The organism is Empedobacter sp. UBA7248, from assembly GCF_002472945.1.
Lineage (GTDB): Bacteria > Bacteroidota > Bacteroidia > Flavobacteriales > Weeksellaceae > Empedobacter > Empedobacter falsenii_C.
On sequence record NZ_DKSU01000009.1, the window covers coordinates 145,062 to 164,852 of the forward strand.

Here is a 19,791-nt window from a genome sequence, read left to right on the forward strand (position 1 = left end):
TTCTGAAGCTAAAATTTTAAACCATCATATGAGAACTGATCGCAATTCTATTCCAGGCATTAATCGTGGTAATTGCAATAATGATAATCGCAATATAATTTTCAGAAAAAAGTGACAAAGCTTTTTGATACGTTTCTTCTGATAAACCATGTTGACTAATATTTGTAATTTCTTCGGTCATCGCCAATATTACACGTTCTTCTTCTGTAAAAAGTGTCGTTTCTCGCCACGCATTCAACAAAAAAATACGTTGATTTGTTTCGCCTAATTTCATCGTATCTTTGGTGTGCATATTAATACAAAAAGCGCAACCATTGATTTGTGAAGCTCTGATTTTGATAAGCTCTAAATGCAATTTATCTAATTCAGAATTTGCTAAAAAATTCTCTAAACCATACATCGCTTCGTAAGCTTTTGGTTCTAATTTTTGAATGTTTAATCGTGATTTCATTTCTTAATTTTTAACAAAGTTCGTCGATTATTTATTCAATAAAATTAAACTGGTTTAAGAAAACTCTTTCTTTCGGATTTCGCTTAAATATTCGGGTGTGAAACCTAAATAAGAAGCCAATAAATATTGCGGAACACGTTGTAAAAACTCAGGAAAATTTTTCTTGAAATGAAGATAAAACTCCTCTTTCGAAAACTCTTTCAAATATTTGGAACGCATTTGAGAAGCAGCATTTGCTTTTTGATAAATTTGTTTGAAATATGAATTGAAAATAGAATGTTTTTGGCATAAAATTTCTTCATTTGTTTTACTGATTTTTATAATGATAGAATTTTCTACTGCTTGAATATAAAACTCAGAATTTTGCTGATTGATATAAGAAAACAAATCTGTCAACCACCAATTTTCGATAGCAAAATCAATGGTTTGTTCTACACCTTTTTGATTGATGAAAAATAATCGAATACATCCAGAAACAATAAAATAATTATACGTGCTAATTGTTCCTGCTGTTTGAATCATTTCTTTTTTCTTTACCGAAAACTCTTCAAAATATTGGACTGAATCAAGAAATTCTTCTTCAGAAATTGAAGTGAAAATTTGCATATGTTTCTTTAACTGATCGAAAGAATTTTCCATTTTATAAGATTAATGTATTCCTCTTTAAAATTAATGATTAGTTTCCAAAAGAACATAATTTAGTTCAAAATTAACCAGAATTATAATCAAAATTTGGAGTTCAATTTGCTTAAAATGAATCGTTGAAAGAACATGAAAATAATCTGTAAAGATTTGTCATAATTTTTTACTTTTACGAACCAAAAAATAACAATAATATGGCTTCAGGAATATTTGCAATTTTAGATGATATTGCAGCATTAATGGATGATGTAGCGGTTACAAGTAAAGTGGCAGCGAGTAAAACAGCAGGAATTTTAGGAGATGATTTGGCTGTAAATGCTGAGAAAGCGACGGGATTTTTGTCTTCGCGTGAAATACCTGTTTTATGGGCAATTACAAAAGGTTCTTTTATCAATAAATTGATTATTGTTCCAATTGTTTTGACACTAAATCATTATATGCCAGAAGTGATAAAATATGTTTTGATTTTGGGAGGTTTTTATTTAGCTTTTGAAGGTGTAGAGAAGATAATCGAGTTTATTTTTCACCGTCCAAAAAAAGGTTCAGAAGTTATTCATGAAGATAAAGTAGAAGATAAGAAACAAGTTTCGGAAAAATCAAAAGTGAAATCTGCGATTATTACAGACTTTATTCTTTCGATAGAAATTGTGATTATTGCATTGAGTACAGTTTTGGAACAACCAATGTTGACACAAGTTTTTACAGTTTCGTTTATTGCAATTTTAGCAACTATTGGCGTTTACGGGATTGTAACTTTAATTGTACGTATGGATGATGCAGGTTTTAAACTAATAAAAGCATCACATGACAAAGGAGCTGTTTCTAAATTAGGACACTTTTTGGTTGATGCGTTGCCTTATGTGATTAAAATTTTAGGATTTGTAGGGACTGTTGCGCTTTTATTGGTTTCAGGCGGAATATTTGTTCACAACATCGATTATATTCATCATCATTTACCTACAGCAATTCCAATGATGATTAGCGAAGCTTTGATTGCATTAGTTGCAGGATTATTGGTTGTGGTACTTGTCACAATAGTTAAGAAAATAATAGATTTAGCTAAAGGTTAGGAGATAGAATAGATTTAGAAAAGAATTGTTAACTATTTTGTATCTTTGAATAAAGATTTACAAATGGCAGATTATATCAGAATTCACCCAGAAAATCCACAAGAAAAAGCGATTGATCAAGTGGTTAAGATTCTACAAAATGGAGGTTTAATTATTTATCCTTCTGATACTGTGTATGGATTAGGATGTGATATTACGAATATTAAAGCAATGGAGAAACTTGCTCGATTGAAAGGTGTTAAACTTGAAAAATCTCATTTTTCTATTGTTTGTAACGATTTAAGCCATTTGTCACAATATACTTTACCAATTGATAATAGTACATTCAAAATTTTGAAACGCGCTCTACCAGGTCCTTTTACATTTGTTATGAATGCTTCGCGCAATTTACCTGTCGCTTACAAAGGGAAAAAAACGGTTGGAATTCGTGTTCCAGATCATGCTGTTCCGCAAATGATTGTAGAAAAATTAGGAAATCCTATCGCCTCAACTTCTATTTATGATGAAGATGAAATTGTAGAATATACAACAGATCCTGAATTGATTTTTGAGAAATGGGAGAAACTTGTAGATGCTGTGATTGATAGTGGTTATGGAGATAATATTGCCTCAACTGTTGTTGATATGACAGATGGAGTAGAGGTTTTACGTGAAGGTAAAGGTGATATTGAAGATTATTTATAGGAAAACTATAATATACAAAAAAGTCTCAAAAAAAATATTTTGAGACTTTTTTGTATTGAGAAACTGTTTTTGTTCCTTGTCCTTTTGAACAAGAAATAAAAACAAATAAAAATCCGATGAATAAAATTATATTTTTCATTTAACGTATAACTTCTAATGGAGCATCTGGTTCTGGGCGTTGGAGGTACATTCCGTATACCACAGCTTTTTCAGTTTTTGGATCTTCTCTCATAAGAGCCGAAAAATTTAGGTAGTATTTATCCGTTTTTACCAATTGAATAATTCTACCATTACCATAATATTTTAAAATATAATCACTAAATATGAAAGGGCGAGATTCAAGAACATCTTTATTATATTCTTCTATTAATATTTTTGATTTTCCAGGTTGATTAGAAAAATAAATTTGAGCCAATTCTTTTTGGCGATTATAGTATTTAGCTGCTAGTGTATTAATGTCCTTGTTCTCATAAATTGCGATCATTTCTTTGTAAAAATCTTCGACTTCTTTTTGAAGTTTATCTTTATCTTCTTTTGATAAATCTACACTTTCTTTCCAACCCTTTACATCGTTTTCATAAGCAACAACAGGTGCGTCAAATTCTAAACTAATTTCATAGTAAGGTAATTTTTCTTGACGCTGGGGCATTTCATATTTCAAAGCTTCTTTAAACTCTTTTACTTTTTGTTTGCCATATTCGCCATAGTTGATACTCAGTTTCAGTTCTGCTATCGAAAAATCAATTTCTTTTCCCATATTATATTCTTCATCAACAGGAGGAGTCATACGGATAGTCAGTTTTTGCTTTCCACTTTTTAATAAAGCTTCGTTAATTGGCATGGAACCTGTTACAATTCCTGGATCATAATTTTTTTGAACAGGAAAATCATTGATTAATACTTCGAAAGTAAAATTAGCTGCAGAAAGATGTAACGTATATTGTGGGTTGTAATCGTAAATTTTAACAGTTTTGTATATGTTTTCGGTTTTTGCGATATAGTTTTCAGTCATAGTTTTGTATTTTTTTGTTTCGGTTTGAGCACAGCTTACTAATGCGATACTGATGTACACTAAGGTGAATAGCTTTTTCATGAGATAAGATGTATTTTGGGTGATTCGTATTTATAGTTTAAGAATGTAATTTCTCCTTTAATTTCTCCTCCTAGGCTTACTATATTTTTCTTTTTTTTATCTAATTCAGTTTTTTTAACTTCCATGATTCCAGTAGCAGAGAATTCAAATTTTATACCTTCAAACTCTAGTATTTTTTGTAGATAAAGACCTTCATTGTCAATACCATAAACATTAGTTACACCTATTCCAGAACTTGCGCCAACGCTAAATCCTCTTTTCACTATAACTTCATAGTTTAGTACTTTATAGGTTTGTGCAATATTTATTTTTAGGTCTAATTTGACATTAAGGGCACTTTTACCTTTGGCATTCATATCCTTAAAGCCTGCTAGCATATTATGTTGCCAGTTAATTTCTGTCTCAATTTGTCCAGTAACACTAAAATTAAACTCTATAGCACTTTCGTCATCGCCAATAATATAAATAATAGCATCTAGGGCTTTCAAAACAGCATAGGCAACAGGATGTCTTCTGCATAATAATTCTAATAAATCCCACTTAACGGTGATACCAATCAAAGGTTTTGCACTTAGGTTTAGATCTAAACCTAATCCTTGTCTTCCCGCTAAGTCGGGGTATTTTTTAGGATCAACCATTTCGTAGAACCAAGAAGCAGCTAAAGCAATTTTTGGATATAAAATTGTATAATCTACTGGTTTTCGGTTCATCTTGGCGCGTAGTCCTGCAACACTTTTTCCTTTAGAAGCCAATAGATTTTCTATTTTATCTTCAGCAGGGTCTTTGCTACCTTCTACAATTTCGGCAACTTGTAATAGAAGATCAAACGGATTATTTTCACCAGAGTAGATACTGTAAAGTTTTTTAAGAAATTCTTCATTTAACTCATTTTTCTGAGTTCCACCATAATGTTCTTCTGCTAAAGAGAAATTTAGTCTTTTTAAAATTTCTATTAGCCCAGCAATCTTACCTCCAGATGAAGGCGTAATATCTTTATTTGATTTTTTAGGCTTCTTTTTTAATTTAAACGCTTTTCTTGTCTCATTAATTTGAGCGTTTTTTATTCGCTTTAAATCTTTGTTTTTATCAAAGACTTCTTTGTCTTTTTCCTTAACTTTTTCTTGTAATTTTGATTTCTCATCCTCTAAAGATTCAAAAACTTTAAGAGGTGTTTTAAGACCTTTTTTATTTATAGTTTCGATATCATCTTTCGTTACATTAAATCCAAGTTTTATAGTCCATTTGATATCAGGATAAAAAGTTAAATTTACATTTCTGTCTAATGCACAACTAGATACTTGCATATTTATTTTTTCAACTTTATTTGCAGTATTATCTAGTCGTATATATTGTAATGCTTTGGCATAAGTTAATACAGGATCTGCTATACCAGTAGGAGGGATGTCGTAGTTATAGAATGCATCAAATTGTACCTGACCTCTTCTTACAACAAAAGTTTTTGTTTCGTTTTTTATATCTTCTTTTGACGTAGATGAAACTCCTGTGTTTGTTGTTTTTACAGATGATGAAGTTTTTAAGAGTTTTGTTTCTTTTGGTTTGACAGAATTTTGGACATTAACACCAGAATCGTATAAAATTTCATAATCAGGAGGAATTTGTTTAATCGTTATTTCGTTATTAAAATGAGGTTTAGGTTTTATCTCGCATTCTTCTGTATGTAAATCAATATCTAGAAAGTAAGAACTTTTTTTACCAGCAATTACATCAACTTCAATAGGATTTTTATCTCTCAATCTGATATTGGATAAATCGAACACTGTAATTTTTTCTTTGTCTTTTTCAGAGAGTTTAATAGCGCTATAATTACAATGATGAAAATAAGCCATATTAGTTTCTGTTTGACTAATTAAAGCGACTTGATTTGAGTCTATTTTCTCAACTTTTAGAAGTGTTCCAGAATTATTAACCTTTAGTGTATTAGTAGAAAATTCTTTTTCAGAATTAGGTATTTTAGGAGAATAAACAATAGGATAAATTTCTAATTCATTTCCTACTAAAGTTTCCCATAGAGGATCAATATATACGGCAAATTTACACTTCTGAACATTTGGTACCTGTGTAATTTTTTTATCTTTTAAGTTTTCATCATGATCAATAAGGTAGCCATGTTTTGCATTACTTGGATATAGATTTGAGCTGTGTACTGATACAGCTCGTGTAAACATGGATTCTTGCTTAGAAATATCTTTTGTAGTTCTTTTATTAGCCTCAGTGTTATTATCTAAATATTCTATAGCAAAAAGTTTATCATCCGCATTCGTTAAACCAAAAGTTAGAAGACGAATGATTTGACCTTTGTTTTTTAATTGTATATCGATATTATGACCATACAAATTTTCTGTATAGATATTAAGATAAACAGTAGAGCCGAATTTTATAGGTGTTTTTATTTCTATGTCTTTGGCATCTCGCCAATCTGTTGTTATAATACTAGATTTATCTTCTTGCGCATTAATAATTAATCCATAAGGATATTTCCCTTTAGGAGAGGTGTTTTCCCAAAATGGTTCTAGATATGCAGCACCACCTCCAACAAGAAAATTATCGAATTCTAATTCTAATTCTGGACTACCTTTTTCTAATCCTTCATTAAAACTATTAGAGTCTAAATTAGGGCGATCGCTACCAATTAATTGCCAAACCCAACGAATAGTAGAATACTTGTTTTTTAGCTGTTCTAAATCTTTTTCATACGTATTTAGAAGTTCATTTCTTTTCTTTTCTGTTGCGTTAGTTATTTCAGTATATTTTTTATCTCTTTCTTTATCAGCCTTTTTACGTGCTTCTACATTAGCATCATAGTTTTCTTTTTTTACTTTTCCAGCAAGATATTCTTCATAATTTTTAATAATAAAATCATAACTTTTCTGTCCTTCAGATTTTATTTGATTAAAAATTTTAGAATAGTTATCGTCTATTTTTTTTAATGCTTTAGAATGATTTTTAATGATTAATTCTTTTTCATCAATATATTCTTTAATAGATACTTTAAAAGATGTTGCTTTAGGTAAAGATAACCAACCAATTTTGGTGTCTAATCTTTGTCCATTTGTTGGTTTTACATAAATATGTATTGGAGTATTAGAGTCGCCCATAAGATTATTGGTTAATAGGGATATATTTTTTTGTTTTATTTTTCAGAGTAACAAATGGCATAAATTCAGCTAATACTTCATCATCAGCATTATTCAAATTTTGTTGTGTAGGTTCGGCTGTCTGTCCATGATTGATGATTTTTATACAAGGGCTACCACTAATGACACAAATACCTTTGCTATCTTCTAATAAAGGGTTACCTCCATTTATTTCGTATTTTACTTTTTCATATTGACCAGTCCATTGTTGTAAGATTGGTTGACAAGGTTTAAAACCTCCAGGGATTGGTTGAAGTTTACATTGTCCGAAAGTGTTTTTTTCGAAAGTCATTCCTATATCAACATGTGTAGCAACTAGTTTTTTACTGGCATCTTTATCGTTGATATAATGTTTTTGTTGAGTAAGGACTTTTAATTTATCGGGCATATTCCCGAATTGGCATTCACATATAGCTCCTTGGCAAACTAAATGTTTTCTACTCATATGTATTGTTTTAGGTTAATAGATTGGTGATTAAATTTACAATTATTTTTTTAATTCATACATTTCAAATGTTAAATCATATTGTTTATTATTTTCATCATAGCAAATAATGTTTCCTGTAAGAGAAAATATTTTATGCGTTTCTTTATGCAAAATATATGTAAAAAATAAAGTAGCTTTATTATCATTATTTGAGAGCGAATTATTTTCAACACCTCTAATCTCTAGTTTGATTTTATCAGCTCTAGTTAATTTTTTGTGTAATTTGAAATTTACATCAAAATGGATATGTTGATTGATAGCATTCAAAAATTGTGAGATTGTCGATTGTTTATTTCCATTTGGATATGAAGTATATATTGGCAAGAAATAAAATGAATAAAATAGATGATGTAATATTTTTTCAAAATATTGATTGGGATTTAAGAAAAACGAATCTAATTTTTCAATTATTTCATCTGTCAATTTACTTTGATAATATTCAATTATTAATGGTTTGATTTCTTTTTCCCATCTTTCTCCAATTTCTTTTTCATTTTTTATTCTAATAATTGAGTTATTTGTAGTGCTTTCTAATAATAAAGGATAAATTGCTCGCTCAGTTTTTTCTAAAAGTTCTTCAATTATTTTTTTAACAGGATGATTATTAACATAGGTTTTATTTTTATTAATAATTACTGTAGAATTATTTAATTTTTCAACTTCAATCGTATAATGTATTTGTTTACTAACTGAATTATTTTTATAAATTATTCCGTATGTTATTTTATCAAAAAAATTAGGAGCTATTAATTTAAAATCATGTATAGTTTTATCCTGATAACCCAAAAAAGTTTCAATTGGTATATAAATGTACTCCAGATAGACTGGTATTTCTTTAGGTATAATTTCAGAGATTGAACAAATATTATTATGAAAATTTCGTAAAATTTCTCTATTAATATCGTATTCCTTTGCAATAGTATCTATATTTTCATTAGAATTTATTTTTAATTTATGAAAATCCATAATGTAAGGTAGTTTAAGATTTATTCAAATTTAATAATCTTATCTATACATACATTGCCTTTTTTATAAAATAAAAAAAGGATTTCAATTGAAATCCTTTTCTTTTATATGAACTAATTGATAAAATTATTTATCAATCGAACCCATTACGCGTTGCATAAAAGTATTGGCAGCAGTACGCTCATCCAAACCTTCTTCTTCCATCATTTGCTTCATTTCCATAGCTCCACAAATGTTAGAAATCATTTCACCAATCACTTCTTGTTCTGGCTCTTTTACAGCTGGAGAATCAGCATAAACTTCCAAAACTTCTAAAGCTGTTTCCATTGCTTCAATAGAAACATTTTTTGCTAAATTTTTAAATACCGGCAGCTTCATTGATCAATTCTTTTACAGCATCAATTTTAGACGCAGTTACTTGTCCTACATTTTGTCCTCCTTTAAATACCGCGAAAGTTGGTAAGTTAGGAACATCAGCTAATTTTCTTGATTCTACTAATTTCTCAGCATCAACATATAAAAACTCAGCTTGACCTTCATATTCAGCCGCTAATTTTTTGAATTTTGGTTTTACTAAACGGCAGTTTCCACACCATCCAGCACCATATTGTACAATTACTATATTGTTATCAGCAACTACTTGTGCTAAGTTATCTTGTTCTAATTCTGCAAACATTTTATTAATTTTTATGGTTAAAAATTGGGTATAAAAAAGGCTGTCTAAGTGTTGAGCTTAGTGATTTTTATTGAAAATTAATCCGTTAAAATCTCCTGTCAAATTTTTTAGACAGCCTCTTCGTGAATTTTGAAAATCAAAAGATTTTCAAGTTATTTTTAGTGAGAAGCTAAGTAAGAAGCTACACCATCTTTAGTAGCGTTCATTGCATCTTTTCCTTCTTCCCAGTTTGCTGGACAAACTTCACCATATTTCTCAACGTGTAAAATAGCGTCTAATAAACGTACATACTCATCGATGTTACGTCCTAATGGTAAATCGTTGATTGTTTCGTGACGAACAACACCATTTTTGTCGATGATGAAAGTACCACGGTAAGCAACTGGAGCTCCTTCAAATTTTAAAGAATCATTTTCTTCATTGTAAACATACTCACCAGCCAAAACTCCGTAATCCATAGCGATAGTTTTTGCTAAGTCAGCAACGATTGGGTAAGTAACACCTTCGATACCTCCGTTATCTTTAGCAGTGTTTAACCATGCTAAGTGTGTTTCTTCTGAATCACAAGAAGCAGCAATTACAACAGCATCTCTTTTTTCGAATTCAGCTAATTTAGCTTGGAATGCGTGTAATTCTGTTGGACAAACAAATGTAAAATCTTTTGGATAGAAGAATAAAACGATGTTTTTTTCTCCGATTGGCATTGAAAAGTTTTCTACGATTTCGTCTCCATCAATTACTGCTGGCGCTGTGAATAAAGGCGCTTTTTTTCCTACTAATGACATAATTTTAATTTTTTATATTTTGTTTTTTACTTCTCGATTTGATAAAACTTGTTACAGTTTTTATCTCTTTTACTGATGCAAATTTAGACTGATATTTTAAACTGTCCATATATTTTCAATTTCAAATATAGATTAAACTATAAATTATATTTATGATATATGATTAATAATAATTATTGAGTTAATATTCTATTGAAATTCAATACAACAAACCTTTTTATCTTATCTCTACGCTAATTTACGAAGATTATTTACCTTAAAGAATGATATTGCTTATGTTGATGATTATTTAAAATGAATTAAATTTTATTTCTATATTAGTAGAATAATAAACACTATAAAATGCTAAAATATTTATTTTTAATACTTCCAATAATTGGACTTGCCCAAGATGCTGTTCGTGTAGAATATGAAGTTCGTCAAGAATTTGATAGAAGTGATTTAAAACAAACATCTGCTAGAATGGAAGAAATGCTTGTCAATTCAGAAAATAAACGATATTATTTTGAGTTATTTGTAAATGCTACAAATTCTAATTTTACAGAGATTGAACGTATAAATAATGAACAAGGTCGTGGAATTTCTGTAGGATTATTAAGCAATGTTAGTTCTAATATTTATAAAGATTTTAATTCGAAAGAATTGTATGAAAATAGTAAAATGAAACCTAAACTATTTATCAAAGATTCTATCCAGACCTTTCCTTGGGTGTTAAGCAAAGAAGAGTCAATAATTTTAGGTTACAAAGTAAGAAAAGCAACATATACAAATCCAACACAAACAGTAGAAGCGTGGTATGCTCCAGATTTGCCTTTTCGAGATGGACCTTCTCGTTTTAATGGATTACCAGGTTTGATTTTAAAAATTAAATTCAAATTACCATTTACAAGTGACATGGATACAAATGTTAGTTTTACGGCGATTGATGTAAAACCATACGCAGGTAAAATAGAATTACCGAATAAATCAAAGAAAGTAACCAAGGAAGAATATGATAAGGAGATTGAGAAATCGATGGGGAAATCTGGAGGAATAATAAATCAAGGCGTAGAGAAAGATTAAGAGATAAAACGAAAAAGGTTAGTGAATTCACTAACCTTTTTCGTTTTATATTTTTTTACTTTTTCCTTCTATATATGTATTGAAGTTTTTTCCATCCATCGAAATTTCAAAAGCTGTATTAACTTCTTTATTTTCTAGTAGCGAGTATATCAATCTAAATGTTGGTTGATTGGGTTTTGTTTCACTCAGAAATGTAATTGTTTTTTCGGTATAAGTAATCGAATAATTGATAACATGACCTTCGTTATCAAAATAAATGGCTTTTGATAAATTTTTATTTTCATCTAAATAAACAACCAATAAATCATCATGAATTGTCATTTTTTAGAATCTCGCGAAGGATATTCGGAATGACTTTTTCTAAGAATTACATTTTGATCCAATTGGTATTCAAAAGAAAAAACACCTTTTCCTTCTCCTGGCTTTCCATTACCAACGCCTTCCCAATTTCCGATTAACCAATTCCAATTTTGATTTGTTTGTGCAAAACCTAAATTAGAAAAAACAAGGAATAGGAGGAACGTTATTATTTTTTGATTGATCATATTAGATTTTATAGACTTCATTAACATTGATTTGAGTTGTAAATAAACCATAATTTACAAAAACAATTTCCTTTTTTATTTTATCAATTGTTCCAACACTCGACGAACCATGAATTTTGACGCGATCACCAACTTTCAACGCATCAATTTTCTTTTGCGTAGCTGCTTTTTCTTTCTTTTCGATCACATGTTTTTGTTGAGAAATCGTTTCAGAATTCTCTTTCAATTCACGCTTAACTTCTTTCTCTACAATTTTTTCGATTTTCTTTAATTGCTGAACTTCTTTCGTCTTTTTCGAATTTTCCATTTCAATTAATTTCAAGAAATTCGAAATCATTTGCTTTTTATTTTTCGTTTTCAAGTAAGAATCAGCCATATCCGAAATACGTTCGCCAAGTTTCAAACGTTTTTGTTCACGATCATATAATTGCTGAAAATCATATAGTTTTTGTTGAATTTTTTCGTTCGTTTGCTCTAATTTTTCATTATGTTCAATATTCGTTTCGCGCAACTCTTCAACATGATCTTTTGTTTTCTGAATTTCAAATTTTTCCTGTTGAAGTTTTAAAATAGTTTTATCCAAACTCACTTTTTCACTTTCAACTTTTTTCTTTGCGCGATTAATCAAACGAAACGGAATTTTATTTTTCTCAGCAACTTCAAAAGTAAACGAACTTCCGGCTTGTCCAATTTCCAAACGGTAAAGTGGTTCCAATGTTTTTTTATCAAACAACATACAAGCATTTATCGCTTCTGGCAAACTTTCTGCGCTCAATTTGATATTTGTATAATGCGTCGTAAAAACACCGAAAGAATTGCGCTCATAAAACTCTTCAAAGAAAACTTCGGCCAAAGCTCCACCTAATTCAGGATCAGAACCTGTACCAAATTCATCAACTAACAACAATGTTTTATCATCAGCATTTTTCAAGAAATAGGACATTTGTTTTAGACGATAACTATAGGTAGATAAATGATTTTCGATGGATTGATTATCTCCAATATCCGTGAAAATTTGATTAAAAAATCCAAATTGACTTTCATCTTTTACAGGAACTAAAACACCACTCTGAATCATAATTTGAAGTAAACCAATCGTTTTTAACGTAATTGATTTTCCTCCAGCATTTGGACCAGAAATAATGATAATACGACAATCTTCGTTAATCTCTAAACTCTGCGGAATCGTTTTTTGAGCTTTTCTTTTATTGTTTAAAAATAAAACAGGATGATAAGCATCGACTAATTTGATAATTCGATTCTCAGAAAGTTGAGGTAAAATTCCATTAATCAAAAAAGCATAATTTGCTTTCGCTTGTGTAAAATCGATGTACTCTAAAAATGTTTGATATTCTTCAAGTTTTGGTTTGTATTCCGCAATTTGAGCAGTTAAATCTAACAAAATCTGAATAACCAAATGTTTTTCTTCTTCTTTCAATTCTTCCCATTCGCGACGAGGATTTTGTACACTTTCTGGCTCAATAAACGTAATCGATCCAGTTTTTGAAGTACCTAAAAATTGTCCTTTCACACGTTTTCTCAAAGCTGATTTAACAGCTAAAACGCGACGATTTCCAACGACAGATTCGCGAATGTCATCCAAATAATCCGAATGATAAGACATCGATTTATTGAATAATTCGGTAATTCGCCCATTCAAATGACGCAAACGATCGCGCACAATTTTCAGCTCTGGGCTTGCGTCGTCTTTGATTTCTCCAAATTTATTGAATACTTGATCGATTAATTTCACGATATTTTTTTCGTAAGTAATCGTTGAAGCTTTCTCAAACAAAACAGGTGCGTATTCGTTGAAAGTTGTCAAATATTTCAAGATTTCTTTCACTTGAAGCGTATTTGCCTTGATTTTGAAGAATTCTTCTGCTGGCAAATAATAATTTTCGATTTCTAATCGGCTTAGATTTTCATCTAAAATATAATATTCTGAAAACGGAAAACGATTTCCCGTCTCGAAACTTGTTAAATATTCGTTTGTCGTTTGTAGATCTTGTACTAAAAGTTGATGATCTTGGTAAGGTTTTAAGTTAAAAATAAACGCTTCAACCTTTTCTGTATAAGCAAATTCTGCGATTTCTTTTTGAACCGCATTAAATTCTAAATCTTTTAAAGTTTGTTCTGATATTTGCATTAACGCAAAATTACGGATAAATTCTTTAGTTAGAAATAAATGACAGATAATACTATTTACATATAGATTTAATAATTTATTAAATCTATAATTTATATTTTGATGAATATTGATTTTTATATTTATGGAATGAAGAGATTAACAGTATTTTGTGGGTCGAGTAATGGCTCAAATAAGATTTTTAAAGAAGAAGCATATAAATTAGGTCAAAAATTAGCAGAAAATAAAATTGAACTTGTTTATGGTGGAGCTAATGTAGGTTTAATGGGCGTTATAGCAGATTCAGTTTTAGAAAATAGAGGTGTAGCTATTGGAGTTTTACCAAACTTTTTGAAGAAAGTTGAAGTTGAGTATAAAGGATTAAGTGAACTTATTTTAGTAGATTCTATGCATGAACGTAAGGCGAAAATGAATGAACTTTCTGATGGTGTTATAACTTTACCTGGAGGTTTTGGTACACTTGAAGAGTTTTTCGAAATGTTGACATGGGCTCAATTAGGATTACATAAAAAACCAATTGCTATTTACAATATAGATGGTTTTTTTGATGATCTTTTACTTTTTATTAAAAGTATGGTTACCAAAGGTTTTCTGAAACAAGAAAATTATGATATGCTAATTGTTAGTGATAATCTAGATATTTTATTTGAGAAATTAAAAAATTATAAAGCTCCTACAGTTGGTAAATGGATAAATGAATCTCAGATTTAGTTTGAAAAATTACTCCAGCAAGTATAAAAAGAATAATTTTGTTTCCATAAAAGAATAATATGGATGTGAAATTAGATGTTTCTTGGAAAGAAGTTTTAAAGGATGAATTTGAAAATGATTACTTTAAAATATTGACAGATTTTGTACGAAATGAGTACAAAACAAAAACAATATATCCTCCTGCATCCAAAATATTTTCTGCATTTGATTATACACCTTTTGATGATGTTAAAGTTGTTTTAATTGGTCAAGATCCTTATCATGGGATTGGACAAGCAAATGGTTTGTCTTTTTCGGTTGCCGATGGAATTAAATTACCTCCAAGTTTGCAGAATATTTATAAAGAGTTAAATGATGATTTAGGAATAGGAGTTTCGACTTCAGGAAATTTGGAAACATGGGCTAAACAAGGTGTATTATTATTAAATGCAACTTTGACGGTTGAAGCTTCTAAGGCAGGTTCGCACCAGAAAAAAGGTTGGGAAATATTTACAGATGCTGTAATACAAAAGCTTTCTGATCAAAAAGAAAATTTAGTTTTTATACTTTGGGGAGCTTATGCTCAAAAAAAAGGAGCAAAAATTGATCGAAATAAACACTTTATTATAGAATCTGCTCATCCTTCTCCATTAGGAGCTTACAGAGGTTTTTGGGGGAGTAAACCTTTTTCGAAAACAAATGATTTTTTGAAAAGTAAGAACTTACAACCTATAAATTGGGAAATCAAAAACAAATAATTTACATCGTCATAATTTTTTGTAAATAAGAATTAAAAGCTGTTGGATTGTTTACATTTATATACGGAACTTTTTCGGTTATTTTATCTTTTAGAACAGCATATGTTGCCACAAAAATGGTAATGTTTGGAAGATTTTTCTTGATTGATTCGAGATAAATTTCAAGAGAAGAAGAGTCATAGTTTTTAGAGATATAAATAAAAATATGTGTAATTTGAGTATTTTCAATACATTCTAAAATAGAATTTAAACTTTGATTTTCGCCTAAATAAATTCCTTTTTCGTTATTAATTTTTAAAAGAAGATAAGTATAAATTAATTCTAAATCTTCATTTTCTTTTTCAGGTAAAAATAAAAGCCATTTACGAGAATTTTGATCTGAATATGGAATTGATTTAATCAAATAAAAAAGATGTTTTCTAATTAGATTTTTAGAAAAAGAAATAACCGATTCTTGAATAGTATACTTTTCTAGAATGATAGACATTTTACTTAAAAAAGGGAAAACTATATCTATACAACATTTTTCGATTCCAATTTTATTGAAACAAAGTGTAAGAATGGTGTCAAAAAAACGTGTATCATATGAAAAACAAGAACAGATTAATAACTCAATAATTGGTTCATAACTTTTGTATTTCTGGATATAATTTTGAATTTCAAATTCGGATAAAACTTGTATTTCAGAAAGTGATTTTACACTTAAATTTTCTACTGTATTTTTTTTGTTTGATTCACTTAAAAAAGAAATAATAATTAATTTTTTTAAGTGATCATGATTAAATAGTGAATTTTTATCAATCTTATCTTCATTAAACAATTTGAACTTTTTATTCCATAAAACAATCATTTGTTCATCTAGTCTTGACAGATCTGATAGATTTTTAAGAGAATAAGTATTCATAAGTAGAATTCTAAAATAGTTCTCTTTAAAGTTAATAATATATTGTAAATAAATCAATATAAACTATGGTGATTTATTAATAAAACTTCAATATTTTACTGAATATGATAATTTTATCTGCACTAAAAACATTGAAATTTATGTTATCTTAGCAAGAGTCATAAAAATCAAAATCACAAATAAATGTCACAAATTACTCAAGAAGAAAAGAAAGAAAAGTTTGTACATCCAATACAAGAAGTATACACTCCCCAAAATAAAGTGCGAATTGTAACCGCAGCGGCTTTGTTTGATGGGCACGATGCATCGATTAATATTATGCGTCGCATTATTCAGGCAACGGGTTGCGAGGTAATCCATTTAGGTCACGATAAATCAGTTGAAGATGTTGTAAATACTGCGATTCAGGAAGATGCAAATGCAATTGCAATGACATCTTACCAAGGAGGGCACAACGAATATTTCAAATATATGTACGATTTGCTTCAAGAAAAAGGAGCAGGTCACATCCGCATCGTAGGTGGAGGTGGAGGTGTAATTTTGCCGTCAGAGATTAAAGAATTGATGGATTATGGAATTACACGTTTATATTCTCCTGATGATGGTCGCGAATTGGGTTTACAAGGAATGATTAATGATATGGTAGAGAAAGCAGATTTTCCGACAGGGGCATTAGAATTACCAGAAGGAAAAGATGTGTATCAATCATTAGAAGATAAAGATATCACGACGATTGCGCGATTAATTTCGTTAGCAGAAAATCGTGAAGAAGATTTTTTAAAAGCATTTGATTTTGATAAAGTAGCTGATAAGTCTGCACCAGTTTTAGGAATTACTGGAACAGGTGGAGCAGGAAAATCGTCGATGGTTGATGAATTAGTGCGTCGTTTCTTGATTGACTTTCCGGAAAAATCAATTGCTTTGGTTTCTGTCGATCCTTCGAAAAAGAAAACGGGTGGCGCTTTGTTAGGCGATCGTATTCGTATGAATTCTATCAACAATCCTCGTGTTTATATGCGTTCATTGGCAACTCGTCAATCAAATTTAGCGTTATCGAAATATGTAGAGGAAGCAATTCAAGTGTTGAAAGCAGCGAAATATGATTTGATTATTTTAGAAACTTCTGGAATTGGTCAGTCGGATACCGAAATTTTAGATCATTCTGATGCTTCATTGTACATTATGACGCCAGAGTTTGGTGCTGCAACGCAATTGGAAAAGATTGATATGTTAGATTTCGCTGACATTGTTGCGATTAATAAATTCGATAAACGTGGTGCTTTAGATGCTTTGCGCGATGTAAAAAAACAATACCAACGCAATCATAATTTATGGGATGTAAATCCTGATGAAATGCCTGTTTTTGGAACGATTGCTTCTCAATTTAACGATCCAGGAACCAATCAATTATATAAATCAATCATTGATAAAGTAGTTGAAAAAACAGGAGCAGATTTGAAATCATCTTTTCAAATTACAAAAGAAATGTCTGAAAAGATTTTTGTGATTCCACCTTCAAGAACGCGCTATTTGTCTGAGATTGCAGAGAATAATCGTGGATATGATGTGCGTGCAAATGCGCAGAGAGATGTTGCGCAAAAACTATATGGTTTCTTTAAAACAATTGAAACACTTTCTGGAAAAACGCCAACGATTTCTCAACACGGGATTGATATTTCTGGAACTGATAATGCTGATTTGGTTAAAGTTCTTTTAGCTGAATTTGATAAATTAAAAATGAATTTAGATCCTTTCAACTGGGAGGTAATCACGACTTGGGATGAAAAGGTGAATAAATATAAAAATCCGGTTTATACGTTTAAAGTACGTGATAAAGAGATTAAAATTCAGACACATTCTGAGTCTTTATCGCACTTACAAATCCCTAAAATTGCTTTACCTAAGTACGAAGCTTGGGGCGATATTTTACGTTGGGTTTTACAAGAAAACGTTCCGGGAGAGTTCCCATTTACTTCAGGATTATATCCTTTCAAACGTGAAGGCGAAGATCCAACGCGTATGTTTGCGGGCGAAGGTGGACCGGAGCGTACCAATCGTCGCTTCCATTATGTATCGAAAGGAATGCCTGCAAAACGTTTGTCTACGGCGTTTGATTCGGTAACATTGTACGGAAATGATCCAGGTCATCGTCCTGATATTTACGGAAAAATTGGTAATGCAGGAGTTTCGATTTGTTGTTTAGATGATGCGAAGAAATTATATTCTGGTTTCGATTTATCACATGCAGCAACTTCGGTTTCGATGACGATTAATGGGCCAGCACCTATGTTGTTAGGTTTCTTTATGAATGCCGCGATTGATCAAAATTGTGAAAAATACATCAAAGAAAATGGTTTAGAAGCTGAAATTGAAGCAAAAATCAAAGCTATTTACGAAGACAAAGGTTTGCAAAGACCTCGTTATAATGGTGATTTACCAGAAGGGAATGATGGTTTAGGATTGATGCTTTTAGGTGTAACGGGAGATCAGGTTTTACCTGCGGATGTGTATGCTGAAATCAAGAAAATTACGTTAGCTCAAGTTCGTGGAACGGTTCAGGCAGATATTTTAAAAGAAGATCAAGCACAAAATACGTGTATTTTCTCAACTGAATTTGCGTTGCGTTTAATGGGGGATGTGCAAGAGTATTTCATCAATCAAAATGTACGTAATTTCTATTCGGTTTCTATTTCGGGTTACCATATTGCAGAAGCTGGAGCGAATCCTATTACGCAGTTAGCATTTACGTTAGCAAACGGTTTTACGTATGTTGAGTATTATTTATCTCGCGGAATGGATATTAATGCTTTTGGACCAAATTTATCGTTTTTCTTCTCAAATGGTATCGATCCAGAATATTCAGTAATAGGTCGTGTAGCACGTAAAATTTGGGCAAAAGCCTTGAAAAATAAATACGGAGCTAATGAACGTGCGCAAATGTTGAAATATCACATTCAAACTTCGGGTCGTTCGTTACACGCACAAGAAATTGATTTCAATGATATTCGTACAACTTTACAAGCTTTATATGCAATTTATGATAACTGTAATTCATTGCACACCAATGCGTATGATGAAGCAATTACAACGCCAACAGAAGAATCGGTTCGTCGTGCAATGGCTATTCAGTTGATTATCAACAAAGAATTAGGTTTGGCAAAAAACGAAAACCCAATTCAAGGTTCATTCATAATCGAAGAATTAACAGATTTAGTAGAAGAAGCAGTTTTACAAGAATTTGATCGTATTACAGAGCGTGGAGGTGTTTTAGGAGCAATGGAAACGATGTATCAACGTTCTAAAATTCAGGAAGAATCATTATATTACGAAACATTGAAACACAACGGATCGTTCCCAATTATTGGTGTAAATACGTTCTTAAGTTCAAAAGGTTCGCCAACCGTGGTGCCTGCGGAGGTAATTCGTGCGACAGAGGAAGAAAAACAATTCCAAATTCACACTAAAGAAAATTTGAATAAAATTAATGAACAACAAGCTGAAAGTGCATTGGAGCATGCGCAACAAGCAGCTGTTAATAATCAAAATATTTTTGAAGTTTTGATGGAAGCAACCAAAGTTTGTTCATTAGGACAAATTACTTCTGCCTTGTTCGAAGTAGGTGGACAGTATCGTAGAAATATGTAAGAAATATAATTTTTTAATATTGTAAAAAC

At 30.4% G+C, this 19,791-nt stretch carries 19 protein-coding genes; 6 read left to right on the forward strand and 13 right to left on the reverse strand.

Features of this window, described 5'->3' with window-relative positions; translation table 11 throughout:
• Positions 1–16: 16 nt before the first annotated feature.
• A complete protein-coding gene (locus B4A23_RS10545) occupies positions 17–451 on the reverse strand; it encodes a carboxymuconolactone decarboxylase family protein (RefSeq protein ID WP_291119746.1) in 435 nt (144 codons plus the stop codon).
• Positions 452–505: 54 nt separating this feature from the next.
• Entirely contained in the window at positions 506–1,090 is a 585-nt protein-coding gene (locus tag B4A23_RS10550; RefSeq protein ID WP_291119749.1) for a Crp/Fnr family transcriptional regulator, read from the reverse strand.
• A gap of 197 nt (positions 1,091–1,287) precedes the next feature.
• Between B4A23_RS10550 and B4A23_RS10555 the strand changes: the two genes are divergently transcribed.
• Positions 1,288–2,163, forward strand: coding sequence for a DUF808 family protein (locus B4A23_RS10555; protein ID WP_180904638.1), 876 nt, complete (start codon positions 1,288–1,290; stop codon positions 2,161–2,163).
• A 63-nt stretch (positions 2,164–2,226) separates the two neighbouring features.
• The gene (locus tag B4A23_RS10560; protein WP_219034359.1) at positions 2,227–2,847 is read left to right on the forward strand and encodes an L-threonylcarbamoyladenylate synthase; all 621 of its coding nucleotides are present in this window, start codon (positions 2,227–2,229) and stop codon (positions 2,845–2,847) included.
• A 139-nt stretch (positions 2,848–2,986) separates the two neighbouring features.
• Here the strand turns inward: B4A23_RS10560 and B4A23_RS10565 are convergent, their stop codons facing one another.
• From B4A23_RS10565 to B4A23_RS10595, 7 genes are all read right to left on the reverse strand, one after another.
• Positions 2,987–3,940: a hypothetical protein gene (locus B4A23_RS10565; RefSeq protein WP_291119752.1), complete on the reverse strand. Its 954-nt coding sequence runs from the start codon at positions 3,938–3,940 to the stop codon at positions 2,987–2,989.
• Positions 3,937–7,056 (reverse strand): hypothetical protein, encoded by a 3,120-nt coding sequence (locus B4A23_RS10570; protein WP_291119755.1) that lies wholly within the window; start codon positions 7,054–7,056, stop codon positions 3,937–3,939. Before B4A23_RS10570 ends, B4A23_RS10565 begins: the two co-directional genes overlap by 4 nt.
• A 4-nt stretch (positions 7,057–7,060) precedes the next feature.
• Complete coding sequence (locus B4A23_RS10575) at positions 7,061–7,540, reverse strand: DUF4280 domain-containing protein (RefSeq protein WP_291119758.1); 480 nt, start codon at positions 7,538–7,540, stop codon at positions 7,061–7,063.
• Between the two features lie 42 nt (positions 7,541–7,582).
• On the reverse strand, positions 7,583–8,548 hold the full coding sequence (locus B4A23_RS10580; protein WP_291119761.1) for a hypothetical protein: 966 nt from the start codon (positions 8,546–8,548) through the stop codon (positions 7,583–7,585).
• A 126-nt stretch (positions 8,549–8,674) separates the two neighbouring features.
• Positions 8,675–8,926, reverse strand: a complete 252-nt coding sequence (locus B4A23_RS10585) for a DUF6952 family protein (protein ID WP_038336694.1) — start codon at positions 8,924–8,926, stop codon at positions 8,675–8,677.
• Complete coding sequence (locus B4A23_RS10590; protein ID WP_180904627.1) at positions 8,907–9,224, reverse strand: thioredoxin family protein; 318 nt, start codon at positions 9,222–9,224, stop codon at positions 8,907–8,909. Before B4A23_RS10590 ends, B4A23_RS10585 begins: the two co-directional genes overlap by 20 nt.
• A 158-nt stretch (positions 9,225–9,382) precedes the next feature.
• Positions 9,383–10,009: a peroxiredoxin gene (locus B4A23_RS10595; protein ID WP_038336698.1), complete on the reverse strand. Its 627-nt coding sequence runs from the start codon at positions 10,007–10,009 to the stop codon at positions 9,383–9,385.
• A gap of 342 nt (positions 10,010–10,351) precedes the next feature.
• On the opposite strand from B4A23_RS10595, the gene B4A23_RS10600 reads away from it, so the two are divergent.
• Positions 10,352–11,071, forward strand: a complete 720-nt coding sequence (locus B4A23_RS10600) for a GLPGLI family protein (protein ID WP_291119764.1) — start codon at positions 10,352–10,354, stop codon at positions 11,069–11,071.
• A gap of 45 nt (positions 11,072–11,116) precedes the next feature.
• Here the strand turns inward: B4A23_RS10600 and B4A23_RS10605 are convergent, their stop codons facing one another.
• Genes B4A23_RS10605 through B4A23_RS10615 form a run of 3 tightly spaced genes read right to left on the reverse strand, consistent with a single transcriptional unit; the run spans position 11,117 to position 13,765 of the window.
• Positions 11,117–11,392 (reverse strand): hypothetical protein, encoded by a 276-nt coding sequence (locus B4A23_RS10605; protein ID WP_291119767.1) that lies wholly within the window; start codon positions 11,390–11,392, stop codon positions 11,117–11,119.
• Positions 11,389–11,637: a hypothetical protein gene (locus tag B4A23_RS10610; protein WP_291119770.1), complete on the reverse strand. Its 249-nt coding sequence runs from the start codon at positions 11,635–11,637 to the stop codon at positions 11,389–11,391. The genes B4A23_RS10605 and B4A23_RS10610 overlap by 4 nt, the downstream gene beginning before the upstream one ends.
• Positions 11,618–13,765 (reverse strand): endonuclease MutS2, encoded by a 2,148-nt coding sequence (locus B4A23_RS10615; RefSeq protein ID WP_291119772.1) that lies wholly within the window; start codon positions 13,763–13,765, stop codon positions 11,618–11,620. The genes B4A23_RS10610 and B4A23_RS10615 overlap by 20 nt, the downstream gene beginning before the upstream one ends.
• A 129-nt stretch (positions 13,766–13,894) precedes the next feature.
• On the opposite strand from B4A23_RS10615, the gene B4A23_RS10620 reads away from it, so the two are divergent.
• Both B4A23_RS10620 and B4A23_RS10625 read left to right on the forward strand, forming a co-directional pair.
• A complete protein-coding gene (locus B4A23_RS10620; RefSeq protein WP_291119775.1) occupies positions 13,895–14,476 on the forward strand; it encodes a TIGR00730 family Rossman fold protein in 582 nt (193 codons plus the stop codon).
• Between the two features lie 59 nt (positions 14,477–14,535).
• Positions 14,536–15,213, forward strand: coding sequence for a uracil-DNA glycosylase (locus B4A23_RS10625; protein ID WP_291119777.1), 678 nt, complete (start codon positions 14,536–14,538; stop codon positions 15,211–15,213).
• A gap of 1 nt (position 15,214) precedes the next feature.
• On the opposite strand, the gene B4A23_RS10630 is transcribed toward B4A23_RS10625, so the two are convergent.
• Positions 15,215–16,117, reverse strand: coding sequence for a hypothetical protein (locus B4A23_RS10630; RefSeq protein WP_291119780.1), 903 nt, complete (start codon positions 16,115–16,117; stop codon positions 15,215–15,217).
• Positions 16,118–16,300: 183 nt separating this feature from the next.
• Between B4A23_RS10630 and B4A23_RS10635 the strand changes: the two genes are divergently transcribed.
• Complete coding sequence (locus tag B4A23_RS10635) at positions 16,301–19,762, forward strand: methylmalonyl-CoA mutase family protein (RefSeq protein WP_291119783.1); 3,462 nt, start codon at positions 16,301–16,303, stop codon at positions 19,760–19,762.
• Positions 19,763–19,791 lie beyond the last annotated feature (29 nt).